Genomic DNA, 24,049 nt, shown 5'->3' on the forward strand with positions numbered 1-24,049 from the left:
GCGCGACGAGAAGGAGCGTTGCGAGCTGGATCGCGACGAAGGGGATCACGCCCATGTAGATGTCGCGGACCCGGACGTCCTTCACCGCGTTCTTGAGGTAGAACAGCGCCATGCCGACCGGCGGCGTCAGGAACGAGGTCTGCAGGCAGATCGCCATCAGGATTGCGACCCAGACCGGATTATAGCCGAGGTCGATCAGCACCGGCAGAACCAGCGGCGCGATGATCAGGATGATCTCCATCCAGTCGAGGAAGAAGCCCAGCATGAACAGGATGGCAATGATCAGGGCGAGCTTGCCGGCCATCGGCAGCGGCACGCTCTGCAGGATTTCGGCAATCACCTCGTCGCCGCCATAGCCCCTCAGCACCACCGAAAAGCACGAGGCGCCGAAAATCAGGGCAAACAGGAAGGCCGTCGAGAGCGCGCTCTTCTGGCAGACCTTGAGAAAATCCGCCCAGCTCAGCCGGCGTTGCGAAAGCGCGAGCAGTGTCGCGCCCGCAGCGCCAAGGCCGGAGGCTTCCGTTGGTGTTGCAACGCCGAACACGATCGAGCCGAGCACCATCAGCACCAGCAGCAGCGGCGCGATCAGAGCCGCCGCGAGTTCCTTCAGCAAGGGCAGGAGGTTGGTCTTTTCCGTTTCGATAACCGCAGGCGCGCTGCCCGGCCGGATTGTCGCAACGATCACGATGTAGACGATATAGGCGGCGGCGAGGAGCACGCCCGGCAGCATCGCCCCGCGAAACAGATCGCCGACGGGGATCTGCAGCTGGTCGCCCATCACCACGAGCATGATCGAGGGCGGGATCAGGATGCCGAGGCAGCCGGTGGCGCTGACGACCCCGAGGCTCAGCCGCTTGTTGTAGCCGGAGGCGAACATTGGCGGGATCGCGATGGTGGCGAGCAGCACGACGGATGCGCCGATAATGCCGGTGGAAGCGGCGAGCACCACGCCGATCAGCACCACGGCGATGGCAAGCCCGCCCGGCGTCGGCCCCATGACGCGGTGGAGTGTTCTGAGCAACCGCTCGGCGATGCCGGAATGCTCCAGCATCAGCCCCATCAGGATGAACATCGAGATCGGTATCAGCGAATAGCTGGAGATCGTGTCGAACACCCGGTTGGCGACAAAGCCGATCATGCGCGCCGACGCCATGTCGGCATCGATGCTGAACGGTTCGAGGAACGAGCCCAGCAGCGCAAACAGCACGCCGACGCCGCCCAGCACGAAGGCGACGGGGTAGCCCGAAAACAACAGCACGGTGAATACGGAGAAAAGCGCGAAGACGAAGAAAACGTCGAATGCCATGGCTATTCGCCCTTGTAGTGATGATCGCTGGGCACGTGTGCACGGCCCGCAAGGACGAGTAGGGCGCGCAGCGCAATGGAAATGCCCTGAAGGAAAAGCAGCACGAAGCCGAGCAGCATGAAGCCCTTGATGATGTAGCGGGCCGGCAGGCCGGAGGGCATGGGCGAACCTTCACGCAATTGCCAGGAATAGGAGAAGATTGCCCAGGCATTCCAGGCGACGAGACCGGCAAAGGGCAAAAGCAGAAACACCACGCCGCATATCTCGACGAGCGCGCGTCGCTTCTCGGAAAGGCCGGCATAGATGGCGTCCACGCGAACATGGTCGTCGGTCTGATAGGCCCAGGCAAGCGCCGCCATCACCGCGATGGCGTTGAAATGCCATTGCAGTTCCTCAAGCTCGATCATGCCGATGTCGAAGGCGTATCTGAGCATGACGTTAACGAGAATTGTGATCGCCAGCAACGGCAGGGCAAGCGCGCCGAGCTTGCCAACGGCCTCCACCAGCCGGTCGATACGGTCGAGCATGCGCGTCATGCGGTTATCCCCGGAAAGGAAGGGGCCGCGCCCGATGTCGCCGCCCATCTCTTGCATAGCCTCTGAGAAAACTGCGCCGGAGATCGGCCTAAACGCCGATTTCCGGCAGCACCGCTCAGTTCGACCGGCGGTCGGCCCAGGGGGCCGCCTGATCGCGATAGGCCTGAAGCGAATCCCAGACCCGCTTGAAATCCGGGTCGCTTTCCGCCTGTTCCGCCATGACGTCGGCGGTCGTGGCCTCCAGAACGTCCAGAACGGCGGGCGGGAAAGTCATGATCTCCGTGCCCTTTTCCTCGAATTTCGAAACTGCCTCGGCATTGCTCACCACCGTCGAAATGATCGATCGCATATTGGTGGCAAGGCACATGTCTTCGATCAGCGCATGGGCGCTGTCGTCCATTTCATCCCATTTGCGCTTGTTGATGATCAGCTCGTTCATCGCTGCCGGCTGGTGCCAGCCGGGCAGGTAATAGTATTTCGCCACGTCCTCAAGGCCGAGCGTCTCGTCGATCGCGGGCATGGAAAGCTCGGTTCCGTCGATGATGCCCTTCTCAAGGCTCGGGTAGATGTCGCCGCCGCTTAAGAGAACGACCGATGCGCCATGCTTGGCCAGAACCTCGCCGGCGAGACCGGCGAAGCGCAGCTTCTTGCCCTTGAAATCGTCGATGCTTTCGATCCTGAAATTGTACCAGCCGCCGGATTCGCTATCCATCAGACCACAGGGGATGGTGACGACGCCCTGCTTTTCGTAGATATCGCTCCAGATTTCCCGGCCGCCGCCGTCATAGAGCCAGCCGGTATAGGTGATGGCGTCCGGCCCGAAGGGCACGCCGCCGAAAAGCTGCACGGCGGGGAAGCGGCCGGCCACATAAAGCGGCGAGGTATAGCCCGCATCGAGCGTGCCCTGCTGGACGGCGTCGAAAATCTGAAGCGGCGGCACAAGCTTGCCGGCGGAATAGACCTTGACCCTGGAGGTGCCGCCGGATGCGGCGTTGAGCTGTTCGCCGAGGAATTCGGCATTGGTGCCGCTGGCCGGCATTGTCAGCGGCCACGCGCTCTGGATGTCGAGCCTGACGGTGTCGGCCGCAGCCGCTCCGCAGACAGTGGTTATGCCGACAAGTGCGCCCGCGAGCGCAATGGCTTTTGCTGCTGATGACATTTTGTCCCCTTTTTCAAATTCTTGAGGTCGTCCGCGCCATCGAAGCCTGCGGCCGGCGACACGGTCGACGCCGCGACGAGGGCGGCTTTGCCAGGCAGAACGAACCGGAAGCGAGGTTTGCATCTGGAACACCGGCCAGTAAGTGCCGCACCCGCAAAACACTTTTCCGCAGACGTCAAGGATCGGGGGCTGCGGGACGACGATCAGTCGTCCGGGCCGGGCTGTCTTGAAGGGGAATTCGATGCGCGTGCGGACATGCGCGGCGGCGCGCCCGTCCATTGCTTGAAGGCGCGGGAAAAGACCGCGCTGTCGGCATAGCCGAGCGCCTGGGCGACATCGGAAACGCTTGTGCCGGACTGTTCAAGCAGGCCGGTAGCCAGCTCCGCGCGGTGTTCGCGCATGAGCTGGCGGACGGACAGGCCTTCCGCGCCGAGCTGGCGTTGCAGACTGCGCACGGAAATGCCGAGCTCCTCGGCCAGGAAGCGCGTGGTGACGGGCCGTCGTCCCATATAGAGCTGGATCAGCAGGCGCACCTTGTCGGAAAACGCCTCCTGCGCCTCGACCTCGCCGATCAGATCATTGAGATGGTGTTCGAGGATCATGGTGAGCTGCGTGTCCTCGCTGCGATAGACCCGGTCGGCGTCTTCCACGGAATAGACGAGGCGATTGTTGGCCTGGCCGAAAAAGATCGGCGCGCGGAACAGTCGGGCCAGAGGGCCCGTATCCTCGGGGCTTTCGTGCTCGAAATGCACTTCCAGCGGGTTCAGGCCGGTGCTGAAGCAACTGCGCACGAGTTGGCAGGACGCGGCGAGCGAATACTCCGCATCCTGCCGCCTCGGCCAGATCGTCCGGTCCGAAATCCGGTAGTGCCATACGATCGCTCCGTCATCTTCCGCCAGCCCCGAATTCGTCGCGCTCTGCAGGGCGTTCACATATTTCGAAATGCGTTCGAATGCGATCCGGATCGTCGGCGCGAGCGAGAACAATATGCCCATCGGCCCCATATCGGCGGGCTTGAAATGGGCGCCGAGCCTTGCCGCGAAGGCCGGATCGCCCGCCGCCTCCGCGGCGTCCTCGAGAAAGGCGACATAACGGTGAAGCGGGATCAGGGCGTAGGGGTCTTTCAGCTCGCGCATCGAGATACTGTGGCGCGCCAGAAGCGGCGGCAGGAACACATGCGACTTCAGCAGCGTGTCCATCAACGGCGTAAAGGCCGACACCCTGATATAGGTGACGGATCGCGTCGTCGCGATACTGGTCTTGGCGGTGTTCATGGTGCAATGCAGCGTTGTTTGGCGCAAATTATCAAGTTAGCGGCACAAATTGCAATATGCCTCAGCGAACCTCCTCCTATTCTCATTAACAATAATCAAAACCAAAAGGGGTTCATATGTCTGTCGCATCCAGCGAGCCGACGCCTGAAGGGCGCCTGGCCAGAAATTCCGTGGGCATTGCCCACATCGTCTTCTTCGTCGTTGCGGCCGCCGCGCCGCTGACTGCGGTCGTCGGCGCCACGCCGCCGGCCTTCGCCTTTGGAAACGGCGCCGGGGTGCCCGGCGCTTTCGTTCTCGCAGGCCTGCTCTATCTCCTTTTCTCGATGGGCTTTACCGCCATGAGCCGTCATATCGGCGGGGCGGGGGCCTTTTATACCTATATCACCCACGGCATCGGCAAGCCGGCGGGCGTCGGCGGCGCGTTCATGGCGCTTTTGACCTACAGCGCGGTGCAGATCGCGGTTTACGGGCTGCTGGGGCTGTTCACAGAGGGCGCCGTCGCCGGTCTCGGCCTCGACCTGCCCTGGTGGGTCTGGTCGCTTGCCTTCCTGGTGATCGTGCATTTCTCCGGCCAGCGCAACATCGCCTTTTCCGGCGCGATCCTCGGCGTCTGCATGCTGGCGGAGATCATCATCCTGCTGCTGCTTGATGTCGGCATTCTGGCCGAGGGTGGCGGACCGGAAGGCTTGAGCTTTTCCTCCTTCGCCCCCGCCACGGTGTTCACACCCGCGCTCGGCGTCACGCTGGTGTTCGTGGTGGGCTCGTTTATCGGCTTCGAGGCGACGGCGATCTTCGGCGAGGAAGCGGAGCATCCGGAAAGGACCATTCCGCGCGCGACCTATATCTCGGTCCTGCTGATCGCGATCTTCTATGCCTTCTCCACCTGGGCGATCACCCAGTATTACGGACCGTCCAACGTTCAGGAGGCAGCGGCCGGCGCGCTCGACACCTTCTATTTCGACGCTGCGGCGAATGTGCTGGGCGGCTGGTCGGCGCTCACCATGAACATTCTGCTGATCACCAGCCTGTTTGCCTGCGTCCTCTCGTTCCACAACACGCTGAACCGCTATTTCTTCGCGCTCGGCCGCGAGGGGCTGGCGCACAGCGTGCTTGGCAAGGTGCATCACATTCACGGTTCGCCCTATGTGGCCGGGATCCTGCAATCGGCGATCGCCGCGATCATTCTCGCGGCCTTCGCGATCACCGGGCAGGATCCGTTCGCCGTGGTGTTTTCCTACATGTCGGCGCTGGCGGTGCTCGGCATTCTCGGCGTTCAGGTCCTGGTCAGCGTCGCGATCATCATGTTCTTCCGCAAGAACAGGCTCGGCCACGGGCTCTGGCGCACCGCGGTGGCGCCCGTGCTCGCACTCGTCGGGCTGATCGGCGCGCTGGTTTTGGTGACGTCCAATCTGGAGCTTCTGGCCGGCACATCCAACATCGTCGTCAAATCCTTCCCCTATCTCGTCGTGCTGACCGGCATTGGCGGCGTCCTCTTCGCGCTCGGCATCCGCAAGTCCGATCCCGCGCGCTATGAGGCGCTCGGCAAGGTTTTCGAGGAATAGCTCCGCGATCGGTCCGGTCCGCCTTCAGGGACCGGGCGATTGCCCAACGACCATCATTTCACGCGGCGGTCCGGCTGCCGCGAACCCTTCGTCACAACCTATCGAGAGTGCCCAAATGACCGAAGATACACGGATCGATTTCCTCTACCTGTCGGAACAGGACATGCTGGCCGCCGGCGTCACCGACATGCCCGCCTGCGTCGACACGATGGAAGAAATGTTCGCGCTTCTCTACCATGGCGACTATCGCATGGCCGGGCCCAACAGCGATTCCCATGGCGCCGCCATCTCCTTTCCCGAGCATTCGCCGTTTCCGACCATGCCGAAGCCGACGGCCGACCGAAGGTTCATGGCGATGCCGGCCTATCTCGGCGGGCGTTTCGGCACCACGGGCGTGAAATGGTACGGCTCCAATATCGCCAACCGCGAAAAGGGCCTGCCGCGCTCGATCCTGATGTTCACCTTGAACGACACGGATACCGGCGCGCCGCTCGCCCATATGTCGGCGAACCTGTTGTCGGCCTATCGCACGGGTGCGGTTCCCGGCGTCGGCGCCCGCCATCTGGCGCGCAAGGATTCGAAGGTCGTCGGCATTATGGGCCCCGGCGTCATGGGCAAGACCTCGCTTTCGGCCTTCATGGCGGCCTGCCCGTCGATCGATACCGTCAAGGTCAAGGGACGCGGACAGAAGAGCCTCAATTCCTTCCTGTCCTGGGTCCGCGAAACCTATCCGCAGATCACCACCGTCGAGGTGGTCGACAGCATCGAGGCGGTGGTGCGCGACAGCGACATCGTCACCTTCTGCAATTCGGGCGCGGTCGGCGATCCCTCAACCTATCCCATGGTCCGGCGCGAATGGGTGCGGCCCGGCACGTTTCTGGCGATGCCGGCGCTCTGCAACATGGATGAAGGCATGGAAAAGGCCGATATCCGCAAGGTGGTCGACAATACCGGGCTTTACGAAGCCTGGTTCCATGAACTTCCCAAGCCTGCGCATGTCCATGTCCCGATCATCGGCGTCAAGTTCATGGATATGATCGCCGAAGGCCGGATGGCGAAGGAGGACCTCGAGGACATCGGCAAGATCGTCGCCGGCGATGCGCCGGGCCGGAAAGATGATGACGAGATCATCATCATGTCCGTCGGCGGCATGCCCGTCGAGGACGTCGCCTGGGGCACCGTCATCTACCGCAACGCCATCGAAAAGGGCATCGGCGTCAAGCTCAACCTCTGGGACGTTCCGGTTCTGCGCTGAGCGCCGGATGGCGGGCGGGCCCATTGCCGCCCGCCACGACAGAAGCCCTCTGACCCAATGACGGGAAGAAACATGACCAAAGTTCTGAAAATCAAGACCGGCTCGAAATTCGAGGAGCATGGCAGCTATTCGCGGCTGGTGGCCGTCGACAACTGGATCTTCGTGTCCAACACCGCCGGCCGCAATCCCGAGACCAAGGTGATACCCGAGGATGTCAGGGCGCAGACCGAACAGGTCTTCGCCAATATCGGCGCGGCGCTGGCGGCCGCCGGTTCCGGGCTTGAGGATGTCGTCGCCTCCCGGGTCTTCATCCAGAACCCGGCCGACACGGAGACGGTCATGACCATTGTCGGCGAGAAATTTCGTGGCGTCGATCCCGCCAGCACAGTCACGTGCCCGCCGCTCGGTTCGACCGTCTACAAGGTCGAGATCGAGGTGACGGCCTATCGCGGCGCGGGCGCGGCCGAAACCGAGCGCAAGCAGGTTTCGCTCTGATCCGACGATGCGCGGTCGCCGCGCATCATAATTGTCCATCAATCCCGCTCAGGTGACAGCCATGGCTCCCGCATTGCCGCCGGTGAACACAGCCGAGACATTTCCCGCCAAAACCTCTGTCGCGATCATCGGCGCGGGGATTGTGGGCTTGAGCGCCGCGCTGACGCTGGCCGAACGCGGCGTTCCCGTCGTGGTGCTGGAAAAGGGGCGCGTCGGCGCGGAACAGTCGTCGCGCAATCTCGGCTGGGTGCGCAAGATGGGACGCGCGGCCCCGGACGTGCCGATGTCGCTTGCGGCGGACCGGCTCTGGGCAGAAATGCCGGAGCGCATCGGCGTCGATGTCGGCTATCGCCAGACCGGCATCATGTATCTCGCCCGCACCGAGGCGGAGATGGACATGCACCGGCAATGGCTGAAAACCGTCGAGCAACTGCCGCTCGATTCGAGGCTGTTGAGCAATCGCGCGATCGGCGATCTGGTGCCGGGCGGCAAGGGCGACTGGGCGGGCGGGATATACACTCCGTCTGACGGGCGCGCGGAACCGACGCTAGCCCCCTCGGCCATCGCCAATGCGGCGATCGCAAAGGGCGCGGTGATCGTTGAGAACTGCGCGGTGCGCACGCTTGCGACCGCTGGCGGTCGGGTCTCCGGCGTCGTCACCGAACGCGGGGAAATCCGCTGCGAGGAAGCGCTGCTCGCGGGCGGACTGTGGTCGCGGAAGTTTCTCGGCAATCTCGGCATTTCGCTGCCGACACTGCCGCTGATCTCGTCCGTGATCCGCACGGAACCGATGGACGGGCCGACGGAAATCGCCGTCGGCGGACCGGATTTCTCGTTCCGCAAGCGCCATGACGGCGGCTATACCATCACCCAGCGCGGTGCGCTCGGCGCGCCCTTGATGCTCGATCATCTGCTGATCGGCCTTCGCTATCTGCCGATGCTGCGCGGGCAGCGGGGGCTGTTGCGCATCAGGCTCGGCCGGGACTTCGTCAACGACTTCCGCCTGCCGCGCCGCTGGGGCGCGAAGGGGCCATCGCCGTTTGAGCATGTCAGGACCATGGACCCGGATGCCGATGCCGCCATCAATGCCGAGGCGATGCGCAACATCACGGCCGCGTGGCCTGCTTTTTCCAACGCCGTCATTGCCGAGGTCTGGGCCGGGATGATGGATATCACGCCGGATTCGCTGCCGGTCATGGGCGCCGCGCCGAAACTGCCCGGCCTGACGCTGGCAACCGGCTTTTCCGGCCACGGCTTCGGCACGGGACCGGCGGCGGGCGCGCTTGCCGCCGATCTGGTGACGGGCGCGCCGCCGATCGTCGATCCCGCGCCCTATCGGCTGGAGCGTTTCTCCTGAGCGCGCCCGTCTGACGATCAGGCACGAGGATCGAGGCTTCTTGCCTGCCTGACCGCATCCTTTGTCTCGGGCAGGAATTCCAGCACCAGTCCATCAGGCAGCGCGAGCCAGTTCTCGCCTTTTTCGGTCGGCCGCGCGCCCCTCGCGCGGGCCGCCGCGATTGCTGACGGCACATCGGCGCAGACGATGCCGAGATGGGCCATGCGGCCTTCCGGGCCTGAAAAGGCCGGATCGGAGATCAGTTGCAGGCCGCCCAGCAGCCAGACCTGGGACGGCGATGCCGGATCGCCGTCCGCCTTGGTGATGGTCATGCCGAGCACCTCTTCGAAAAATGCGACATGCTGGGCGATATCGCGGACAGGGATGGCGACATGTTCGACATAGGCCTCGGTGGCCGGCATGGTTCAGTCCTTTCAGTCATGAAAGCGCCCGGCTGCGGGCATTGAGGGTATGCCGGACTCGAAAGCCCGGTTCAGTGCGTGGTGGCTAGAGCTTGCTCGAGCCAGTTCCGTTCCAGATCGTGGTCGCGGAAATATCGGACTATCGCGTCGATGAACAGCCGGGTTCTGGCCGGAAGATGCGCGCGCGACGGGAACACGACGTTCATCGTCAGCGTCGGCAGGCGCCAGTCGCCGAGCACGGGCAAGAGCCGGCCGGCGGCAAGGTCGTCGTGGACGACATAGGCCGGCTGGACCAGGATGCCCATGCCGGCAAGGGCTGCCTGTCGCAGCAACTGGCCGTCATTGGAGGCGATCTCGGCCTTTGCCGGCAGGCGACGCGTCACCTCGCCACGGGTGAACGTCAGGTGGTCCCAGTCATCGGAGAGCGTGTAGAGCAACAGGGCGTGATTTTGCAGCGCCTCCGGCGTGTCAGGCGCGCCATGCTGTCCGATGTAATCCGGCGAGGCCACCAGAATGCGGGGAACTTCGGCGAGCTTGCGGATCGTTACGCTGCTGTCAGCTTCTGAACTTCGGGTTCTGATCGCAACATCCAATCCGTTTTCGATGATGTCGCAATACCGGTTGGAGGCCTGCAGATCGACGCTGACATGGGGGTGGCGGGCCTTGAAGTCGCGGACGATCGGCATCAGGTGCAACAGGGCGAAGGACAGCGACGAGCCAATGCGCAAGGTTCCCCGCGGCTCGGCAGCGACGACGCTCACGCTGGTTTCGGCGTCCTGAAGGTCCGCAAGAATGTCGCGCGCGCTGCGGGCAAACCGCTCGCCCTCCAACGTCAGGCATAGATGGCGCGTCGTTCTTTGCACCAGCCGGACCCCGAGCCGTTTTTCAAGGCCCGTCAGACATCTGCTCACGCCGGACACCGATAGGCCGAGCTCTTCGGCGGCGCGCGTCAGATTGGCTTCTTCGGCGATGCGGGTGAAGATTTCCAGTTCGGCAAAACGATCCAAGACAGTCCACCAGCTTTTCTGTTCCCATTTTTATAACGGTAATATTCACGTAAAAATGCGTTTGATCAAGTCATTCCTGCCGAGGTCGCGGGCTTTTTTGCTCGATCTGCAATGATGTTTTCCAAATTACGTGATTTATCATGCAACAAGACGGTGCCAGACTTGCGGGTGAGAACGCATGCGGGGCCGCCCCGCCGGAGACTGCCATGTCGAATGAAAATGACCGGTCAAATCCCGTCCGCCATATCGTGATGTGGAACGTGGCCGGCGATACGTCCGGCGAAAGAGCGCGCGCGATCAGCCGCGTGCGGGCGGAATTCGAGGCGCTGCGGGGACAGATCCCCGGCATGCTGCGGCTTGAGATCGGCGTCGATCACAGCGGCATTTCCTATGCCTGCGACATGGTTCTGGTCAGCGAATTCGAAAACGAGGCGGCCTTGCGGGCCTATGCAGCGCATCCTGCCCACCTTGCCGCACGTGAGCGGCTGGAAGGCCTCAGGGTTGCCCGCCATCAGGTGGATTACATCCTCGATGCGGGGAGCGCGGGCCATGAGTAATCGTGCGTTTGTCAATGCAAGTCAGCCGGCCCGCGTGGTTTTCGGATGCGGCGCAACGGCGCGACTGCACGAGGGGGGCGTGAACATGGCTGCAGACAGCGCGCGCGCCAATTTCAACCGGAACCCGCGCCCGTTGGCGGGCGACGCGATTGCGGCTCTTGCTGCCTGCACCCACGCCGGAGAAAGACCGCTTGTCGAATGGAGGATATCGACATGAGCTATTTTACCGAGGAAAATTCTGAAGAGGCCGTCAGTGCGCGGATGGGCGAGAACGTCTCGCCGCGCCTGCGCCAGATCATGGATGCGCTGATCCATCACCTTCACGCCTTCGTCAAGGAGGTAGAGCTCACCGAGGCGGAATGGGAGGTCGCGATCGATTTCCTGACCAAGACCGGCCAGATCTGCAGCGACACAAGGCAGGAGTTCATTCTGCTGTCGGACGTACTCGGCGTCTCCATGCTGGTCGATGCCGTCAACCATCGCGCGCCCGACGGAGCAACGGAGACCACGGTCTTCGGACCATTCCATGTCGAGGGCGCGCCGGAGCGGCAGATGGGCGACAATATCTGTCTCGACGGCAAGGGCGAAATCTGTCTGTTTCAAGGGCGCGTGGTCGATCTCGAAGGCAATCCGATCGACAATGCGCTGATCAGCGTGTGGTCCGACAATGACGAGGGTTTCTACGATGTGCAGCAGCCCGACATCCAGCCGCCTTTCAACAATCGCGGCATCTTCCGGACGGGCCCGGATGGCAGATACGCGTTTCGGGGCATCAAGCCGGTTGCCTATCCCATCCCGGATGACGGACCTGTTGGCAAGATGCTGGCGACGCTCGGCCGCCACCCCTGGCGGCCGGCGCACACCCACTTCATGGTTACCGCGGACGGTTTTAGCAGGGTGATCACTCATATCTTCGTCGAGGGCGATCGGTATCTCACCTCCGACGCTGTCTTCGGCGTGAAAAAGTCGCTGATCATTCCGTTCGAGAAAGTTGACCGCGCAAACGAGGCCTGGCAGGCCGACTTTGACTTCGTGCTCTGCCGTCAAAAGCAAAACAAGGGCTGAAGATATAATCCGGCGCGAGGTGTCGGAAAGCAATTTGGCGCTTGATAAATACCAAATTCACGTGAATAGTCACAAAAAATCGCAAGATAGCGATGAGGGCGAACAGATGAAGATTGAGCAACCCGACACGATCGTCGAGGACGTATCGGCTATTGTCACGGATTTCCTGACGGCGCCGAAGGCCGTGATCGCCGGCAGATCCGAACCCGCCGAAAGCGGCGAAACCTATCCCGTCTACAATCCCGCGACAGGCGGCGTTCTGGCCGCGGTTCCGGCCTGCGGCGATGGCGATGTCGATCGGGCGGTCAAGGCGGCAGAGGCCGCGCTCGAAGGCCCGTGGTCGAAAATGCTGCCCATCCAGCGGCAGGGTCTTCTGCTGAAACTTGCGGACCTGATCGAGGAAAACGGCGAGGAACTCGCGCAGCTCGAAACGCTGAACCAGGGCAAGTCGATCATGCTGTCGCGTCTGGTCGAGGTGCAGTCCTCCGCGGAATATTTCCGCTACATGGCCGGCTGGGCGACCAAGATCGAGGGATCGACGCTCGACGTGTCGATCGCGATCCCGCCGGGCATGCGCTATCAGGCCTATACCCGCAAGGAGCCGGTGGGCGTCGTGGCCGCGATCACGCCATGGAACTTTCCCCTCAACATGGCGAGCTGGAAGATCGCGCCCGCGCTTGCCGCCGGCTGCACGGTTGTTCTGAAGCCCGCCGAGGAAACCCCGCTCACCGCCATCAGGCTTGCCGAACTCTGTCTCGAAGCCGGGTTTCCCGAGGGCGTCGTCAATGTCGTGACCGGAATGGGCGAGACCGCCGGCGCGGCGCTGGTCGCCCATCCCGGCGTCGCCAAGATCGGCTTTACCGGCTCGACCGAGACCGGCAAGCTGATCGGCATCCAGGCCATGAAGGACATGAAACGAGTGACGCTGGAACTCGGCGGCAAGGCGCCGATGATCATGTTCGACGATATGGATCTCGATCTCCTGGGGGCTGCCGCCGGCATCGGAAGCTTCTTCAACACGGGCCAGACCTGCTGCGCGGGCGTGCGCATCTATGCGCAGAAGGGCATTTACGAAAAGGCGCTGGAGGTGATCGCCAACGTGACGCGCAGCCTCGCCATCGGTTCGGGCCTCGATCCGCGCAACCAGATCAATCCGGTCGTCTCAGCCCGCCATCAGGCCCATGTGAAGGCCTGCATCGCCCGGGGTCTGGAAGATGGCGCAAAACCCGTTATCGGCGCCGAGGCGCCGGCGGAAGGCTTTTTCGTCGCGCCGGAACTGTTCACCGACGTCCGTCAGGACATGGCGCTGATGCAGGACGAGGTCTTCGGACCGGTGATCACGATGACGCCGTTCGGCGAGCCGGACGAGGCGATCGCAATGGCCAATGACAGCCGCTATGGTCTTGGCGCGTCGCTGTGGACCAACGATCTCAACAAGGTCATGCGCTATGTGCCGAAGATCGAGGCCGGCACGGTGTGGGTCAACAGCCACAACATTCCCGATCAGAACATGCCCTTCGGCGGTATCAAGCAATCGGGCATCGGCCGCGAACACGGGCGCGGCGCGCTCGAAAACTATCTCGAAACCAAGTCGGTCTGCGTGGCCTACAGATAGTCCGACACGGGCGGCCACAAGGGCCGCCCCTCCTGCCTTTTCTCGGGTGGTCGACGCTGCGGCGTCCGCCGACCCTTTCCCGCGACGGGCCGTTTTAGCCGCCCGGGCATGCGTTTCGACGGGTCAGTTTACGGCGGGGCAATCATGATGGGGAACGTTGAAAATGACGAAAATCGCTGCTTTCGAGCCTGTTTCGATTGGCGGACGGGAGTTCGACTATGTGGTGTGCGGCGCGGGCTCAGCCGGCTGCGCGCTTGCCGCCCGCCTGAGCGAGGACGAAGACGTCAGCGTGTTGCTGATCGAGGGCGGGCATGGCGACACGCCCGGCATGGTGTCGACCCCGCTGCGCACGATCGAGATCTGGTTCTCGGACTATGACTGGGGCTATTCGACCGTTCCGCAGAAACACTGTCATGACAGGAAGATCTACTGGCCGCGCGGAAAGGTCATGGGCGGCTCCTCGGCCATGAACGGCATGATCTATGTGCGCGGCCACGCCATGGACTATGACGCCTGGGCGCTTGCTGGCTGCCATGGCTGGGACTGGAAAAGCGTTCTGCCCTATTTTCGCAAGTCGGAGGATTTCGATCGCGGCGCCGATCCCTGGCATGGCGTCGGCGGACCGTTGCATGTCACGACAGACTATGCCGCGCATCCGGTGATGGACGCCCTGATCGCCGCCGCCGGCGAGGCCGGCATTCCGCACAATCGCGATTATAACGGCGCGTCGCTCGATGGCATCAGCCGCATCCAGTTCAACACGCTGAAGGGCGAGCGTGCCTCGACGGCGGCCGCCTTCATCAATCCGGTCCGCGACCGGGAGAACCTGACGGTTGCGCCGGCCACGCGCGTGGAGAAGGTGCTGGTCGAAAACGGCAGGGTCACCGGCGTGAGGTGCCGGGTCGGCGGCGAGAGCGTCGAAGTCGGCGTGCGCCGTGAGGCGATCCTCTCCGCCGGCACGATGGAAAGCCCGCGCATCCTGATGCTGTCGGGCATCGGACCGCGCGCCCATCTCGACGCATTCGATATCGAGACGGTCGTCGACCTTCAAGGCGTCGGCCAGAACCTGCACGATCACACATTGCTTCCGATGATCTATGAATCGCGGGAGGATTACCCGTTCCCGACCGACCCGGCGCTGCCGCCGATGCAGGTTCACATGTTCCTGAAATCGCATCCCGAAATGGCGGTTCCGGATATCCAGCCGCTGTTTTTCTCCGTGCCCGCCTATGCGCCGGGACAGGAAGGGCCGATGAATGCGTTCACGCTGCACGCGGCCGGGATACGGCCGACCTCGCGCGGCGAAATGAAGCTGACCGGCCCCGACATCGACGATCCGCTGCATCTCGATCCCAACCTGCTTGCCACCGATTAGGACGTGAAGACGCTCGTGACTTCGATGCGCCAGATTCGCGAGATCGTCGCCCAGCCGGCGATGAAAGACTGGGTTAGGGGCGAGGTCTATCCCGGACCGATGCGCGATGACGATGAAAGCCTTGCCGACTACGCCCGCTCGGCGGTTGGCAGCTACCACCACCAGGTCGGCACCTGCGCCATGGGCGTTGCGGCGCATTCGGTCGTCGATCCGCATTTGCGGGTCTATGGCGTTGAAGGCCTGCGCGTTGCCGATGCCTCGGTCATGCCGGCGGTCCCGTCCGGCAACACCAATGCGCCGGCCATCATGATCGGCGAAAAAGCCGCGGATCTCATCAAAGCCGCTCGTCACTGAGCCAGAAAAGGGGAATGTGTCATGACCAAAGCCAGCCTCAGCCGCCGTCGCCTGTTGCAATATTCCGCCGCCGCGCTCGCCGCGCCCGCGGTGTTTCGGACCGGACGTGCCGCCGCCGCCGACACCATCAGGATCGGCTATGTCTCGCCGCGTTCCGGTGCGCTCAGCGGGATATCCGAAAGCGACGGCTATGTCATCGACCAGGTTCGCGCACTGCTCGGCGGTACGCTTGAGACTGCCACCGGCGCCTACAATATCGAAATCATCGACAAGGACACACAGTCCGATCCCAACCGGGCCGGCGAACTGGCGGCTGATCTGATCTATCAGGACGGGGTCGATATCATGCTTGTCGGCTCCACGCCCGACACTACCAACCCGGTGGCCGACCAGTGCGAACTGAACGGCGTGCCCTGCGTTTCCAGCGCCACGCCCTGGCAATCCTGGTATTTCGGCCGCGGCGGCGTGCCCGGCGAAAAGACATTCACCTATACCAACCATTTCTTCTGGGGCGCGGAAGATCTGATGGAGATCTATTTCGGCCTCTGGAACAGCCTCGACAATAACGGGGTGATCGGCGCGCTGTGGCCGAATGATCCGGATGGCATCGCCTTTGCCGATGGCAAGCTCGGCTTCCCGCCGGCGCTGGCCGAAGCGGGTTTCGCGCTTACCGATCCGGGCCGCTACACCAATCTGAAGGATGATTTCTCCGCCGAGATCAACGCCTTCAAGTCCGCCGGCGTCGACATCGTCACCGGGGTCATGCTGCCGCCGGACCTTGCGACCTTCATGGCCCAGGCCAAGCAGATGGGCTTCAACCCGAAATTCGTGACCGTCGCCAAAGCGGCGCTGACGCCGAAGGGCATTGCCAGCTTCCCCGACGGGCTCGGCGACGGGCTTTCCGGCGAGGTCTACTGGGGCCCGCAATATCCCTTTTCCTCGTCGCTGACGGGCCAGACGGCGGCCGAGCTTGCCGCGGGTTACACCGAGGCGACCGGGAATGCCTGGCTGCAGGGCACCGGCTATGTCCATGCCCTGTTCGAAGTCGGGATCGACATACTCCGCCGCACAAGTGCGATGGCGCCGGAGGCCATCGTCGAGGCGATGAATGCGACCAATCTGGATACTTGTGTCGGCCATATCCATTGGGGCGATTTCGCCGTCGCGCCGAATGTCGCCAAGACCCCGCTCGCCGGCGGCCAGTGGCAGGCGGACGGAAAGGGCGGTTATGATCTGGTAACCACCTACAACGCCCCTCACCCCGAAATCATGATCGACGGCACGCTGAAGCCGAAGGTCTGGTGAGGGGCATGGAGATTAAGGAAAATAGTCCCATCCTCGAGGCGCGGGGCCTGACCAAACGCTTCGGCGCGGTCACGGTGGTCGCGGATGTCTCGCTCGCGCTTGCGCCGGGCGAGGCGCTCGGCGTGCTGGGACCGAACGGGGCCGGCAAGACGACGCTTCTAAAGCTTCTCACCGGCGATTTGCGCGCCAATGAGGGCCGGGTGTTGTGGCGGGGCCGCGATATCGCGGCGCTGCCGCAGGCCGCGCGTTGCCGGACCGGACTGGTGCGCACCAGCCAGGTGCCGCAGCCCTTCGAGGACCTGTCTGTCTGGGAAAACGTGCTGACGGCGGCGCTTCACGGCGGCGGCCACCATGGTCATCACGCCGAGGATGTCGCCTTCGAGGCCTTGCGGCGCACTGGGCTTCTCGACCGGGAAGCGCAGCCTGCGGGCGCTCTGTCGCTGATGGGCCGCAAGCGGCTGGAGCTCAGCCGGGCGCTTGCCTGCGGGCCGGAGGTTCTGCTGCTCGACGAAATCGCCGGCGGGCTTTCCGATTTCGAGGTGCATGACCTGGTCGCCCTGATCCGCGAGATCAATGCGTCGGGCGTCGCCATCATCTGGATCGAACATATCGTCCATGCCCTCATTTCCGTCGTCAGCCGGCTGATCGCGCTCGATTTCGGCCGCAAGTTCGTGGAGGGCGCGCCGCAAGCGGTGTTGACCTCGGACGCGTTCAAGCAGGCCTATTTCGGAGAGGCCCCGCCGATCGAGGCAGTGATCTGATGGCCTTGCTGGAAATCGAGGGCATTGCCGCCCATTACGGCCAGTTCCAGGCGCTGCGCGACATTTCGCTGTCGGTGGATGCGGGAGAGACGCTGGCGATCGTCGGCGCCAACGGCGCGGGCAAGAGCACGCTGATGCAGGTGGTGTCGGGCCTTCTGCCCATAAGCGCGGGCGAAATCCTGCTTCGCGGCGAGAATGTTTGCGGGGTTCCGGCGCAGCAGATGACGGGACGCGGCGTTGCGATGGCGCCGGAAGGGCGTCGGCTGTTCCGCAGCCTCACCGTTGAGGACAATCTGATGATCGGCGGCTATTGCCGGCGCAAGGGCCCGTGGAATCTGGCGCGGGTCTACGAACTGTTTCCCGAACTCAAAAAGCGGCGCGGCAATCGCGGGCTCGACCTTTCCGGCGGCGAACAGCAGATGGTGGCGATCGGCCGGGCGTTGATGGCCAATCCCGATCTGCTGCTGCTCGACGAGATTTCGCTCGGCCTCGCGCCGATCGTGGTCAACCAGATCTACCGTTCGCTCCCGGCGATCGCGGCGGAGGGCATGGCCATCCTGATCGTCGAACAGGACGTCAATCGCGGCCTTTCGGTCGCCGGTCGTTTCTGCTGCCTGCTCGAGGGCCGGGTCAGCCTCGCGGGCCAAAGCGGCGATATCGATCGCCGCAAACTGATGGATGCCTATTTCGGAGTCGCGACATGATCCTGATATCGACGCTCGTCAACGGGGTGCTGCTCGGCGGCTTCTACGCGCTTCTGGGTCTCGGCCTGTCGCTGACCTTCGGCATCATGCGCACCGTCAATCTCGCCCATGGCGATCTCGTGGTGCTGGCGTCGTTCCTGGCGCTGGCGATTGCCGATTATATCGGCCTGTCGCCGATCGCATCGAGCCTCCTGCTTGTGCCGTTCATGTTCGCGCTCGGCTATGCGCTGCAGTCCGTGGTGCTCAACCGGCGGCTGAAGGACGGGATGATGCCGGCGGTGATCATCACCTTCGGTCTCGCCTTCGTCATCCAGAACGGCCTGTTGATCACCTTTTCCGCCGATCGCGCCGTGCTCCGCCAGGGCGCTATCGAAACCGCCGGCATCACCCTCATGCCCGGGCTGACGATCGGCCTTCTGCCGGTGGTCACCTTCGCCGTCGTGCTCCTGCTCCTGGGCGGCCTCCATCTGCTGTTCACGCGGACGCTGATCGGCCGCGCCTTCCGGGCAACTTCCGATGACACCCAGATCGCCGCGCTGATGGGCATTGATCCGAAACATATCTATGCGCTGGCCATGGGGCTTGCCTGCGCCATCATCGCGGTCACCGGCATCCTCACAGGGATGCGCTCGAACTTCTCGGCTTTCGATGGCCCGATCCGGCTGATCTTCGCCTTCGAGGTGATCATCATCGGCGGCATGGGCTCGCTCTACGGGGTGCTGGCCGGCGGCATCATCCTCGGTCTGGCGCAAACCATCGGCGGGGCAATCAACCCGACATGGTTCCAGCTTGCCGGCCATGTCGCCACGCTGGCCGTTCTCATGGTCCGCCCTTCGGGGCTTTTCCCGGCAACAATCGACAGGAACTGAGCCATGGTGAGAAATCTTCTGCTTGCCGCGGCCGGCATCGCACTTCTGTCCCTGCCGCTCTGGGGCACGGCGTTCATGCAGCGCTCGGTGGTCGAGTTCCTGTATTTTCTGACGCTGGCGATCGCCTGGAACGTGATGGCGGGCTATGCCGGACTGGTATCGATCGGCCAGCAGGCGTTTGTCGGCATCGGCGCTTATGCGCTGGTGGTCTTCTCCGAGGATCTGGGCGTCAATCCGTTCCTCACCATTCCGCTGGCGGCCCTTGTTGCCGTGGCAGCCGCGCTGCCGGCAAGCTGGGTGCTGTTCAGGCTCAGGGGCGCCTATTTCGCCGTCGCCACATGGGTGGTGGCGGAGGTCTTCCGGCTTCTGGCGAACGCCAGCATCGACTGGCTCGGCGGCGGACGGGGCAGGGCGGTGCGCGGCCTGATGCAGTTCGACCGTCATCTGCGCGAGGATATCACCTATTACGTGGCGCTCGGGTTGGCGGGCCTGACCCTCTTCGGCGCCATCTGGCTGCTGCGCTCGGGCACAGGTCTCGGTCTGATGGCGCTCCGCGACAGCGAGAGCGGCGCTGAGAGCGTGGGCGTGAAGACGAAGCGCACGAAGCGCACCGTCTACCTGTTCGCGGCGGCTGCCGCCGGGGCCGCCGGCGCGCTGATCTACATCATGCAGGTCAATGTCCGGCCGGATGCCGCGTTCTCGATCAACTGGGCGGCCTATGTGATCTTCATCGTGGTCATCGGCGGCATCGGCACGATCGAGGGGCCGATCATCGGCACGCTGATTTTCCTTGTTCTGCGCGAGGAGCTGTCGGATCTGGAGGGCTGGTCGATGCTGATCTTCGGCATCGTCGCCATTGTCATGATGCTGTTTGCGCCGCGCGGCGTCTGGGGGCTGATCGCGGATCGCTGGCCGGGCGGCGGACTGTTTCCCATCCGGCGGACCATGCCGGAGCGTTTGAAAGCAAAGGAGTAGCCAGCATGTCGGCAGCGACGGCAACGCGATCCGCGTTTTATTTCCACGAGCAGACATTGTGGTTTTCAGCCGGTCAATCGGCGCTGGTCGTGCCGGTCGGCGGCTGGGTGCAGCCGCCTGCCTCCGGCGGCCACGCCGATTCCCCCGAGCCGAAAAGCCGGACGGTCTCGCTGGCAAGCGTATCGGGCCTGTTTAATGCCTATGATCGCAAGGTCGCGCCCGCAGCCCCGCGCGAGGCGCTTCTGGCGATCCATCCGGCCTCCTATCTCGACCGGCTGAAGGCGGCCAGCGATGCCGGCGGCGGGGCGCTGCACCCGACGGCGCCGTTTGCCGGAGGCAGTTACGAGATCGCGCTTCTGTCCGCCGGGCAGGCGCTTGCCGCCGTCACCGACGTTGCAGGCGGCGGGCGCCGCCGCGCCTATGCGATCACCCGGCCATCCGGCCATCATTGCCTGCCCGACACGCCGATGGGGTTCTGCCTGCTCGCCAATGTGGCGGTCGCCGTCCGGGCGGCGCAGGCGAAGGGGCGCAAACGGATCGCGGTGATCGACTGGGACGTCCACCACGGCAACGGAACCGAGGCGTGTTTTTATGACGACCCCTCGGTGCTGACGGTCTCGATCCACCAGGAAAGCTGCTTCCCGCCCGGTCGGTCCGGAGGGGCGGAATCGCGCGGGACAGGGGCCGGCGAGGGCTTCAACCTCAACGTCCCGCTCTGGCCAGGCAGCGGTCATGTGGTTTACATGGCCGCGCTCGAGCATATCGTGCTGCCTGCGGTCGCGGACTTTGCGCCCGACATGATCGTCGTCGTCAATGGGCTCGACGCCAATGCCGTCGATCCGCTGGCGCGCATGCTGCTTCACGCCGGCAGTTACAAGGCGATGACCGAGGCGGTTTCGAAACTGGCGGATGCGGTGTGCGAGGGTCGGCTGGCCGTTGTTCAGGAAGGCGGCTATTCGGATGCCTATGTTCCGTTCTGCGCCCATGCGGTGATGGCAGGGCTTGCCGGCGTGAGCGATCCGGTCGACGACCCGTTCATGGGGATCGTGGCGGCCCAGCAGCCAGGAGCGGATTTCAATGCCGCCCATATCGCCGCGCTGAAACGGCATCACAGCTGGCGGGACTGAGAAATTGAGGCGCGGCGGGGTTTGCCGCCGCGCGCTCTTTCCTGTCAGGGCTTCAGCAGCACGGATTTCGACGGATAGTCGGATGCCCATGTCGCCGGCAGCGGCGCGACGAAGACGTTTTCCGTGCGGGTGCGGGTGATCTTCCACACGCCATCGGGCTCCTTGCGGAAGGCATTGTTGAGGCGCGACGAACGCAGCAGCGCCTTGCCGTCCGAAAACAGCCAGGGCTGCATATGCACCCACTGGCCATCGGCGGTCTTGCCGCCTTCGTGGACGTGGATCTGCTCGGAGGTCAGGTAATGACAGTTGAGGATCAGCGCCGGGTCCTGCTTCTGCCCCCAGAAACCCTCGAAATGCTTGCGGATCGCTTCAGCGCCATCGGCCTTGCCGAACTGGTTGTCGTAATATTCGCCAACGCCTTCCCAGACCGCGTCCTCTGTATAGAGTTGCATGATCAGGTCGATCCGTTCCTTGTCGTCCGTAACGCCATATTCCGGCATGGGCGTATCGCAAAGGAACATGTAGCGCGCCTGGATGCGGCGGATATCGGCCTCGGCTTCCAGAATTTCGATCCGGCGCGTCAGCGCCGCGATATCAGTTTCGTGCGTCATAAGAAATCCCCGTTGGAAAGCCGTCAGAAGCAGCTTTCGTCATTTTGTTCGGTGCGAAGCGCTGCGATGCTTGGAACGCCGGCGCGTGGCCCGGATTGCCGGGCGCTCGAAAGCGTAAAGCCTGTCGCACCATGGTCAAGCGGTAATATTCACGTAAATTTATCTTTGTCCGCACGACGTGCCCAAGCTCTTGATTGCAGGCAATTCCGGATTGACGAAAAACAGTTTTGCAGGCCCGGCAACACTGCGCATGCACAATCCATGTTAGAAGGATATCCGCAACAGATGCTCTGACGGCAATGTCCGACCAGTCCATCACCGAATAGGATTTTCAGCGGCTCCGCATTGCTTGCGCAGCCGCCGCATCTGTTTTAAGTATCTGAAAATAAATAAAAAAATAGAATTTTGTTTCGGATTCAGGATTGACAGCGTCGCAATTTACGGTAATTTTCACGTAAAAGGGGACGGGATAAATTCCCGCTAAAAGCAACATGACGACGCTCTCAGACCCCAAGGCCGGGGATACGGCCTTTGTCTCGACATTTTCGCTCGGCGCCGGCGATGGCCCGACCGTTGCGGTGAAGGACTGCATCGACATTGCGGGCATGGTCACGCGCTGCGGGTCTGCCGCTTATGCGGACTTTGCGCCTGCCGCGCAGCACGCCGCTGTGATCGAGCGCTTGCTTTCCGCCGGATGCCGGATCGTCGGCAAGGCGCGCATGCATGAGATCGCCTATGGCATGACCGGCGTGAACGCTTTTGAGGGCACGCCGGTCAATCCGCGCTGGCGCGATCGCATTCCCGGCGGCTCGTCGTCGGGGTCGGCCGTGGCGGTCGCAGCCGGCGCTGTCGATTTCGCCATCGGAACCGATACCGGCGGCTCGGTGCGCCAGCCGGCGATATGCTGCGGCGTCATCGGCCTGAAGCCGACCTTCGGTAGCATCGACCGCACTGGCGCTTTGCCTGCCGAAAGCTCGCTGGACTGTATCGGCCCGTTCGCCCGCGACATGACAATGATCGAGCGCGCGATGACAGCGATTGCGCCGGGTTTCGCGCCCGTTGCCCTGGATCATGCGCCGCGTCTCGGAAAGCTCAATCTCGAGGTCGGCATTGCACCGGAAATGGGCGAGGCGCTTGACGCCATTGCCGATGCCACGGCCGGCACGGTCACGCTTTCCGGCATGGATGACGCGTTCAAGGCGGCAATGACGATCATCGCCCGGGAGACGCTTGCCGCAAATCTTGCGCTATTGGATGCCGGCGCGCCCTTCGGAGACGATATCAAGGCCAGGCTGGAGGGCGCGCGGGCGGTTAGCGATGCGCAGCTCGAAGCGGCCAAAGCGGTGCGCCGCACGTTCACGGCCGAGGTCGACGCGGCGCTTGAGACAGTCGACGCGATCGTGACGCCGGCGCTGCCGAGCCCGTCCCCGCTTCTGAGCGAGGCGCATGATCCCAACAAGGTGCTGCCGCTGACCCGGTTCCTGCGACCGTTCAATCTTTCAGGCCATCCGGCGATCGTTCTGCCGGCGCCAACGTCGGCCGGGCTGCCGTCCGGCGTGCAGATCATCGCGCGCCGGGGCGAGGATGCGCGTCTTTGCGCCATCGCCCGCAGGCTTTGCGAAGCCCATCCGATTTTTCAGGTGAAGGACTATTGAGATGAACTCTCTGACACCCATGCCGTCCAACGCGGCGCTCGAGTCGCTTAAAACCGAGTTGCGGGCCCGAAGCGACGAATTCCAGGCCCTGCGGCATATCCCGATGGACATAGTCTCGAAGTTCAAGGACATCGGTGTCTACCGGGCCTTCGTTCCCGAGCGTTTCGGCGGCGACAACCTGTCTCCGCAGGCTTTCTGTCGCCTGATCGAGGAGATTTCCAGCGCCGATGCCTCCGCGGGCTGGGTTGCGAGCTTTGGCGTTTCGGCGACCTATCTGGCGGCGTTGCCGCCGGAGACCTATGCGAAGATCTACGGCGCCGATCCCGACACCGTCTTTGCCGGCGCGATGTTCCCGCCGCATGAGGCCCGCAGGACCCCGGAGGGTTTTGAAGTCAGCGGGCGCTGGCCATGGGGTTCGGGCATTATGGGGGCGTCGCTCGCCGGCGGCGGCATCAAGGTCGAAGGCGAAAGCAGCCCGCTGCCGCGCTCCGCCGTCATGCCGCGCGACAAGGTCGTCGTCGAGGAAACCTGGGACGCGGTCGGCCTTCGGGCCACCGGCAGCCACGACATCATCGCCGACAAGGTGATCGTGCCGGAAGACTGGACCTTCATACGCGGCAGTACGCCGCAGATGGACGACCCGATCTTCCGCTATCCGGCGATGGCGCTTGCCGCCCAGGTTCTGGAGGTCCATGCCCGGATGCCGTCTTCGGAATCCAGGGGA

General features: G+C 63.5%; 24 protein-coding genes. 17 read left to right on the plus strand and 7 right to left on the minus strand.

What is annotated here, in order from left to right:
• The 4 genes from AC5DC2_RS04095 to AC5DC2_RS04110 form a co-directional block, all read right to left on the minus strand.
• On the minus strand, positions 1 to 1,306 hold a 1,306-nt coding region (locus AC5DC2_RS04095), incomplete at its 3' end, for a TRAP transporter large permease (protein ID WP_491697565.1).
• A gap of 2 nt (positions 1,307 to 1,308) precedes the next feature.
• A complete protein-coding gene (locus AC5DC2_RS04100) occupies positions 1,309 to 1,842 on the minus strand; it encodes a TRAP transporter small permease subunit (protein WP_491697566.1) in 534 nt (177 codons plus the stop codon).
• A gap of 115 nt (positions 1,843 to 1,957) precedes the next feature.
• On the minus strand, positions 1,958 to 3,001 hold the full coding sequence (locus AC5DC2_RS04105) for a TRAP transporter substrate-binding protein (RefSeq protein ID WP_491697567.1): 1,044 nt from the start codon (positions 2,999 to 3,001) through the stop codon (positions 1,958 to 1,960).
• Between the two features lie 203 nt (positions 3,002 to 3,204).
• Positions 3,205 to 4,275, minus strand: coding sequence for an AraC family transcriptional regulator (locus tag AC5DC2_RS04110; protein WP_491697568.1), 1,071 nt, complete (start codon positions 4,273 to 4,275; stop codon positions 3,205 to 3,207).
• Positions 4,276 to 4,391: 116 nt separating this feature from the next.
• On the opposite strand from AC5DC2_RS04110, the gene AC5DC2_RS04115 reads away from it, so the two are divergent.
• The 4 genes from AC5DC2_RS04115 (at position 4,392) to AC5DC2_RS04130 (ending at position 8,944) form a co-directional block, all read left to right on the plus strand.
• Complete coding sequence (locus AC5DC2_RS04115; RefSeq protein ID WP_491697569.1) at positions 4,392 to 5,837, plus strand: APC family permease; 1,446 nt, start codon at positions 4,392 to 4,394, stop codon at positions 5,835 to 5,837.
• Between the two features lie 115 nt (positions 5,838 to 5,952).
• Entirely contained in the window at positions 5,953 to 7,092 is a 1,140-nt protein-coding gene (locus AC5DC2_RS04120) for an ornithine cyclodeaminase family protein (protein WP_024708833.1), read from the plus strand.
• A gap of 72 nt (positions 7,093 to 7,164) precedes the next feature.
• Positions 7,165 to 7,587, plus strand: a complete 423-nt coding sequence (locus AC5DC2_RS04125; RefSeq protein WP_491697570.1) for a Rid family hydrolase — start codon at positions 7,165 to 7,167, stop codon at positions 7,585 to 7,587.
• A gap of 61 nt (positions 7,588 to 7,648) precedes the next feature.
• On the plus strand, positions 7,649 to 8,944 hold the full coding sequence (locus AC5DC2_RS04130) for an NAD(P)/FAD-dependent oxidoreductase (protein ID WP_491697571.1): 1,296 nt from the start codon (positions 7,649 to 7,651) through the stop codon (positions 8,942 to 8,944).
• Positions 8,945 to 8,961: 17 nt separating this feature from the next.
• Here AC5DC2_RS04130 and AC5DC2_RS04135 read toward each other — a convergent pair whose 3' ends face one another.
• Both AC5DC2_RS04135 and AC5DC2_RS04140 read right to left on the minus strand, forming a co-directional pair.
• Positions 8,962 to 9,345 carry a VOC family protein gene (locus AC5DC2_RS04135; protein WP_036237579.1) on the minus strand — a complete coding sequence of 128 codons (384 nt, stop codon included), beginning with the start codon at positions 9,343 to 9,345 and terminating at the stop codon, positions 8,962 to 8,964.
• Between the two features lie 71 nt (positions 9,346 to 9,416).
• The gene (locus AC5DC2_RS04140; protein ID WP_491697572.1) at positions 9,417 to 10,352 is read right to left on the minus strand and encodes a LysR family transcriptional regulator; all 936 of its coding nucleotides are present in this window, start codon (positions 10,350 to 10,352) and stop codon (positions 9,417 to 9,419) included.
• A gap of 206 nt (positions 10,353 to 10,558) precedes the next feature.
• Between AC5DC2_RS04140 and AC5DC2_RS04145 the strand changes: the two genes are divergently transcribed.
• From AC5DC2_RS04145 to AC5DC2_RS04195, 11 genes are all read left to right on the plus strand, one after another.
• Positions 10,559 to 10,909: a Dabb family protein gene (locus AC5DC2_RS04145; protein WP_491697573.1), complete on the plus strand. Its 351-nt coding sequence runs from the start codon at positions 10,559 to 10,561 to the stop codon at positions 10,907 to 10,909.
• A 213-nt stretch (positions 10,910 to 11,122) separates the two neighbouring features.
• Complete coding sequence (locus AC5DC2_RS04150; RefSeq protein WP_491697574.1) at positions 11,123 to 11,974, plus strand: intradiol ring-cleavage dioxygenase; 852 nt, start codon at positions 11,123 to 11,125, stop codon at positions 11,972 to 11,974.
• A gap of 106 nt (positions 11,975 to 12,080) precedes the next feature.
• The gene (locus AC5DC2_RS04155; RefSeq protein WP_491697575.1) at positions 12,081 to 13,589 is read left to right on the plus strand and encodes an aldehyde dehydrogenase family protein; all 1,509 of its coding nucleotides are present in this window, start codon (positions 12,081 to 12,083) and stop codon (positions 13,587 to 13,589) included.
• A 163-nt stretch (positions 13,590 to 13,752) separates the two neighbouring features.
• Positions 13,753 to 14,964, plus strand: a complete 1,212-nt coding sequence (locus tag AC5DC2_RS04160) for a GMC family oxidoreductase (RefSeq protein WP_491697576.1) — start codon at positions 13,753 to 13,755, stop codon at positions 14,962 to 14,964.
• Between the two features lie 3 nt (positions 14,965 to 14,967).
• Positions 14,968 to 15,318, plus strand: coding sequence for a GMC oxidoreductase (locus AC5DC2_RS04165; RefSeq protein WP_491697577.1), 351 nt, complete (start codon positions 14,968 to 14,970; stop codon positions 15,316 to 15,318).
• Between the two features lie 21 nt (positions 15,319 to 15,339).
• Positions 15,340 to 16,623 (plus strand): ABC transporter substrate-binding protein, encoded by a 1,284-nt coding sequence (locus AC5DC2_RS04170; protein ID WP_024708730.1) that lies wholly within the window; start codon positions 15,340 to 15,342, stop codon positions 16,621 to 16,623.
• 5 nt (positions 16,624 to 16,628) lie between these two features.
• On the plus strand, positions 16,629 to 17,384 hold the full coding sequence (locus tag AC5DC2_RS04175) for an ABC transporter ATP-binding protein (protein ID WP_036237469.1): 756 nt from the start codon (positions 16,629 to 16,631) through the stop codon (positions 17,382 to 17,384).
• Entirely contained in the window at positions 17,384 to 18,088 is a 705-nt protein-coding gene (locus AC5DC2_RS04180; RefSeq protein ID WP_081725808.1) for an ABC transporter ATP-binding protein, read from the plus strand. Before AC5DC2_RS04175 ends, AC5DC2_RS04180 begins: the two co-directional genes overlap by 1 nt.
• Complete coding sequence (locus AC5DC2_RS04185; RefSeq protein ID WP_491697578.1) at positions 18,085 to 18,957, plus strand: branched-chain amino acid ABC transporter permease; 873 nt, start codon at positions 18,085 to 18,087, stop codon at positions 18,955 to 18,957. The genes AC5DC2_RS04180 and AC5DC2_RS04185 overlap by 4 nt, the downstream gene beginning before the upstream one ends.
• 3 nt (positions 18,958 to 18,960) lie before the next feature.
• Positions 18,961 to 19,932, plus strand: coding sequence for a branched-chain amino acid ABC transporter permease (locus AC5DC2_RS04190; protein WP_491697579.1), 972 nt, complete (start codon positions 18,961 to 18,963; stop codon positions 19,930 to 19,932).
• Positions 19,933 to 19,937: 5 nt separating this feature from the next.
• Positions 19,938 to 21,059 (plus strand): class II histone deacetylase, encoded by a 1,122-nt coding sequence (locus AC5DC2_RS04195; protein ID WP_491697580.1) that lies wholly within the window; start codon positions 19,938 to 19,940, stop codon positions 21,057 to 21,059.
• 44 nt (positions 21,060 to 21,103) lie between these two features.
• On the opposite strand, the gene AC5DC2_RS04200 is transcribed toward AC5DC2_RS04195, so the two are convergent.
• On the minus strand, positions 21,104 to 21,670 hold the full coding sequence (locus AC5DC2_RS04200) for a nuclear transport factor 2 family protein (protein ID WP_491697581.1): 567 nt from the start codon (positions 21,668 to 21,670) through the stop codon (positions 21,104 to 21,106).
• A gap of 491 nt (positions 21,671 to 22,161) precedes the next feature.
• Here AC5DC2_RS04200 and AC5DC2_RS04205 point away from each other — a divergent pair, with 491 nt between their 5' ends.
• Positions 22,162 to 23,325 (plus strand): amidase, encoded by a 1,164-nt coding sequence (locus AC5DC2_RS04205; protein WP_491697582.1) that lies wholly within the window; start codon positions 22,162 to 22,164, stop codon positions 23,323 to 23,325.
• 1 nt (position 23,326) lies between these two features.
• Positions 23,327 to 24,049 (plus strand): acyl-CoA dehydrogenase family protein (locus AC5DC2_RS04210; protein ID WP_491697583.1); only part of this gene is annotated, 723 nt, incomplete at its 3' end.

The sequence above is a fragment of the Martelella sp. genome (genome assembly GCF_984369615.1).

Excerpts from the sequence above, each read along its gene's own strand:
- AC5DC2_RS04100 (WP_491697566.1), bottom strand. The coding sequence starts at position 1,842 with ATGACGCGCATGCTCGACCGTATCGACCGGCTGGTGGAGGCCGTTGGC.
- AC5DC2_RS04105 (WP_491697567.1), bottom strand. The coding sequence starts at position 3,001 with ATGTCATCAGCAGCAAAAGCCATTGCGCTCGCGGGCGCACTTGTCGGC.
- AC5DC2_RS04110 (WP_491697568.1), bottom strand. The coding sequence starts at position 4,275 with ATGAACACCGCCAAGACCAGTATCGCGACGACGCGATCCGTCACCTAT.
- AC5DC2_RS04115 (WP_491697569.1), top strand. The coding sequence starts at position 4,392 with ATGTCTGTCGCATCCAGCGAGCCGACGCCTGAAGGGCGCCTGGCCAGA.
- AC5DC2_RS04120 (WP_024708833.1), top strand. The coding sequence starts at position 5,953 with ATGACCGAAGATACACGGATCGATTTCCTCTACCTGTCGGAACAGGAC.
- AC5DC2_RS04125 (WP_491697570.1), top strand. The coding sequence starts at position 7,165 with ATGACCAAAGTTCTGAAAATCAAGACCGGCTCGAAATTCGAGGAGCAT.
- AC5DC2_RS04130 (WP_491697571.1), top strand. The coding sequence starts at position 7,649 with ATGGCTCCCGCATTGCCGCCGGTGAACACAGCCGAGACATTTCCCGCC.
- AC5DC2_RS04135 (WP_036237579.1), bottom strand. The coding sequence starts at position 9,345 with ATGCCGGCCACCGAGGCCTATGTCGAACATGTCGCCATCCCTGTCCGC.
- AC5DC2_RS04145 (WP_491697573.1), top strand. The coding sequence starts at position 10,559 with ATGTCGAATGAAAATGACCGGTCAAATCCCGTCCGCCATATCGTGATG.
- AC5DC2_RS04150 (WP_491697574.1), top strand. The coding sequence starts at position 11,123 with ATGAGCTATTTTACCGAGGAAAATTCTGAAGAGGCCGTCAGTGCGCGG.
- AC5DC2_RS04155 (WP_491697575.1), top strand. The coding sequence starts at position 12,081 with ATGAAGATTGAGCAACCCGACACGATCGTCGAGGACGTATCGGCTATT.
- AC5DC2_RS04160 (WP_491697576.1), top strand. The coding sequence starts at position 13,753 with ATGACGAAAATCGCTGCTTTCGAGCCTGTTTCGATTGGCGGACGGGAG.
- AC5DC2_RS04170 (WP_024708730.1), top strand. The coding sequence starts at position 15,340 with ATGACCAAAGCCAGCCTCAGCCGCCGTCGCCTGTTGCAATATTCCGCC.
- AC5DC2_RS04175 (WP_036237469.1), top strand. The coding sequence starts at position 16,629 with ATGGAGATTAAGGAAAATAGTCCCATCCTCGAGGCGCGGGGCCTGACC.
- AC5DC2_RS04180 (WP_081725808.1), top strand. The coding sequence starts at position 17,384 with ATGGCCTTGCTGGAAATCGAGGGCATTGCCGCCCATTACGGCCAGTTC.
- AC5DC2_RS04185 (WP_491697578.1), top strand. The coding sequence starts at position 18,085 with ATGATCCTGATATCGACGCTCGTCAACGGGGTGCTGCTCGGCGGCTTC.
- AC5DC2_RS04190 (WP_491697579.1), top strand. The coding sequence starts at position 18,961 with ATGGTGAGAAATCTTCTGCTTGCCGCGGCCGGCATCGCACTTCTGTCC.
- AC5DC2_RS04195 (WP_491697580.1), top strand. The coding sequence starts at position 19,938 with ATGTCGGCAGCGACGGCAACGCGATCCGCGTTTTATTTCCACGAGCAG.
- AC5DC2_RS04200 (WP_491697581.1), bottom strand. The coding sequence starts at position 21,670 with ATGACGCACGAAACTGATATCGCGGCGCTGACGCGCCGGATCGAAATT.
- AC5DC2_RS04205 (WP_491697582.1), top strand. The coding sequence starts at position 22,162 with ATGACGACGCTCTCAGACCCCAAGGCCGGGGATACGGCCTTTGTCTCG.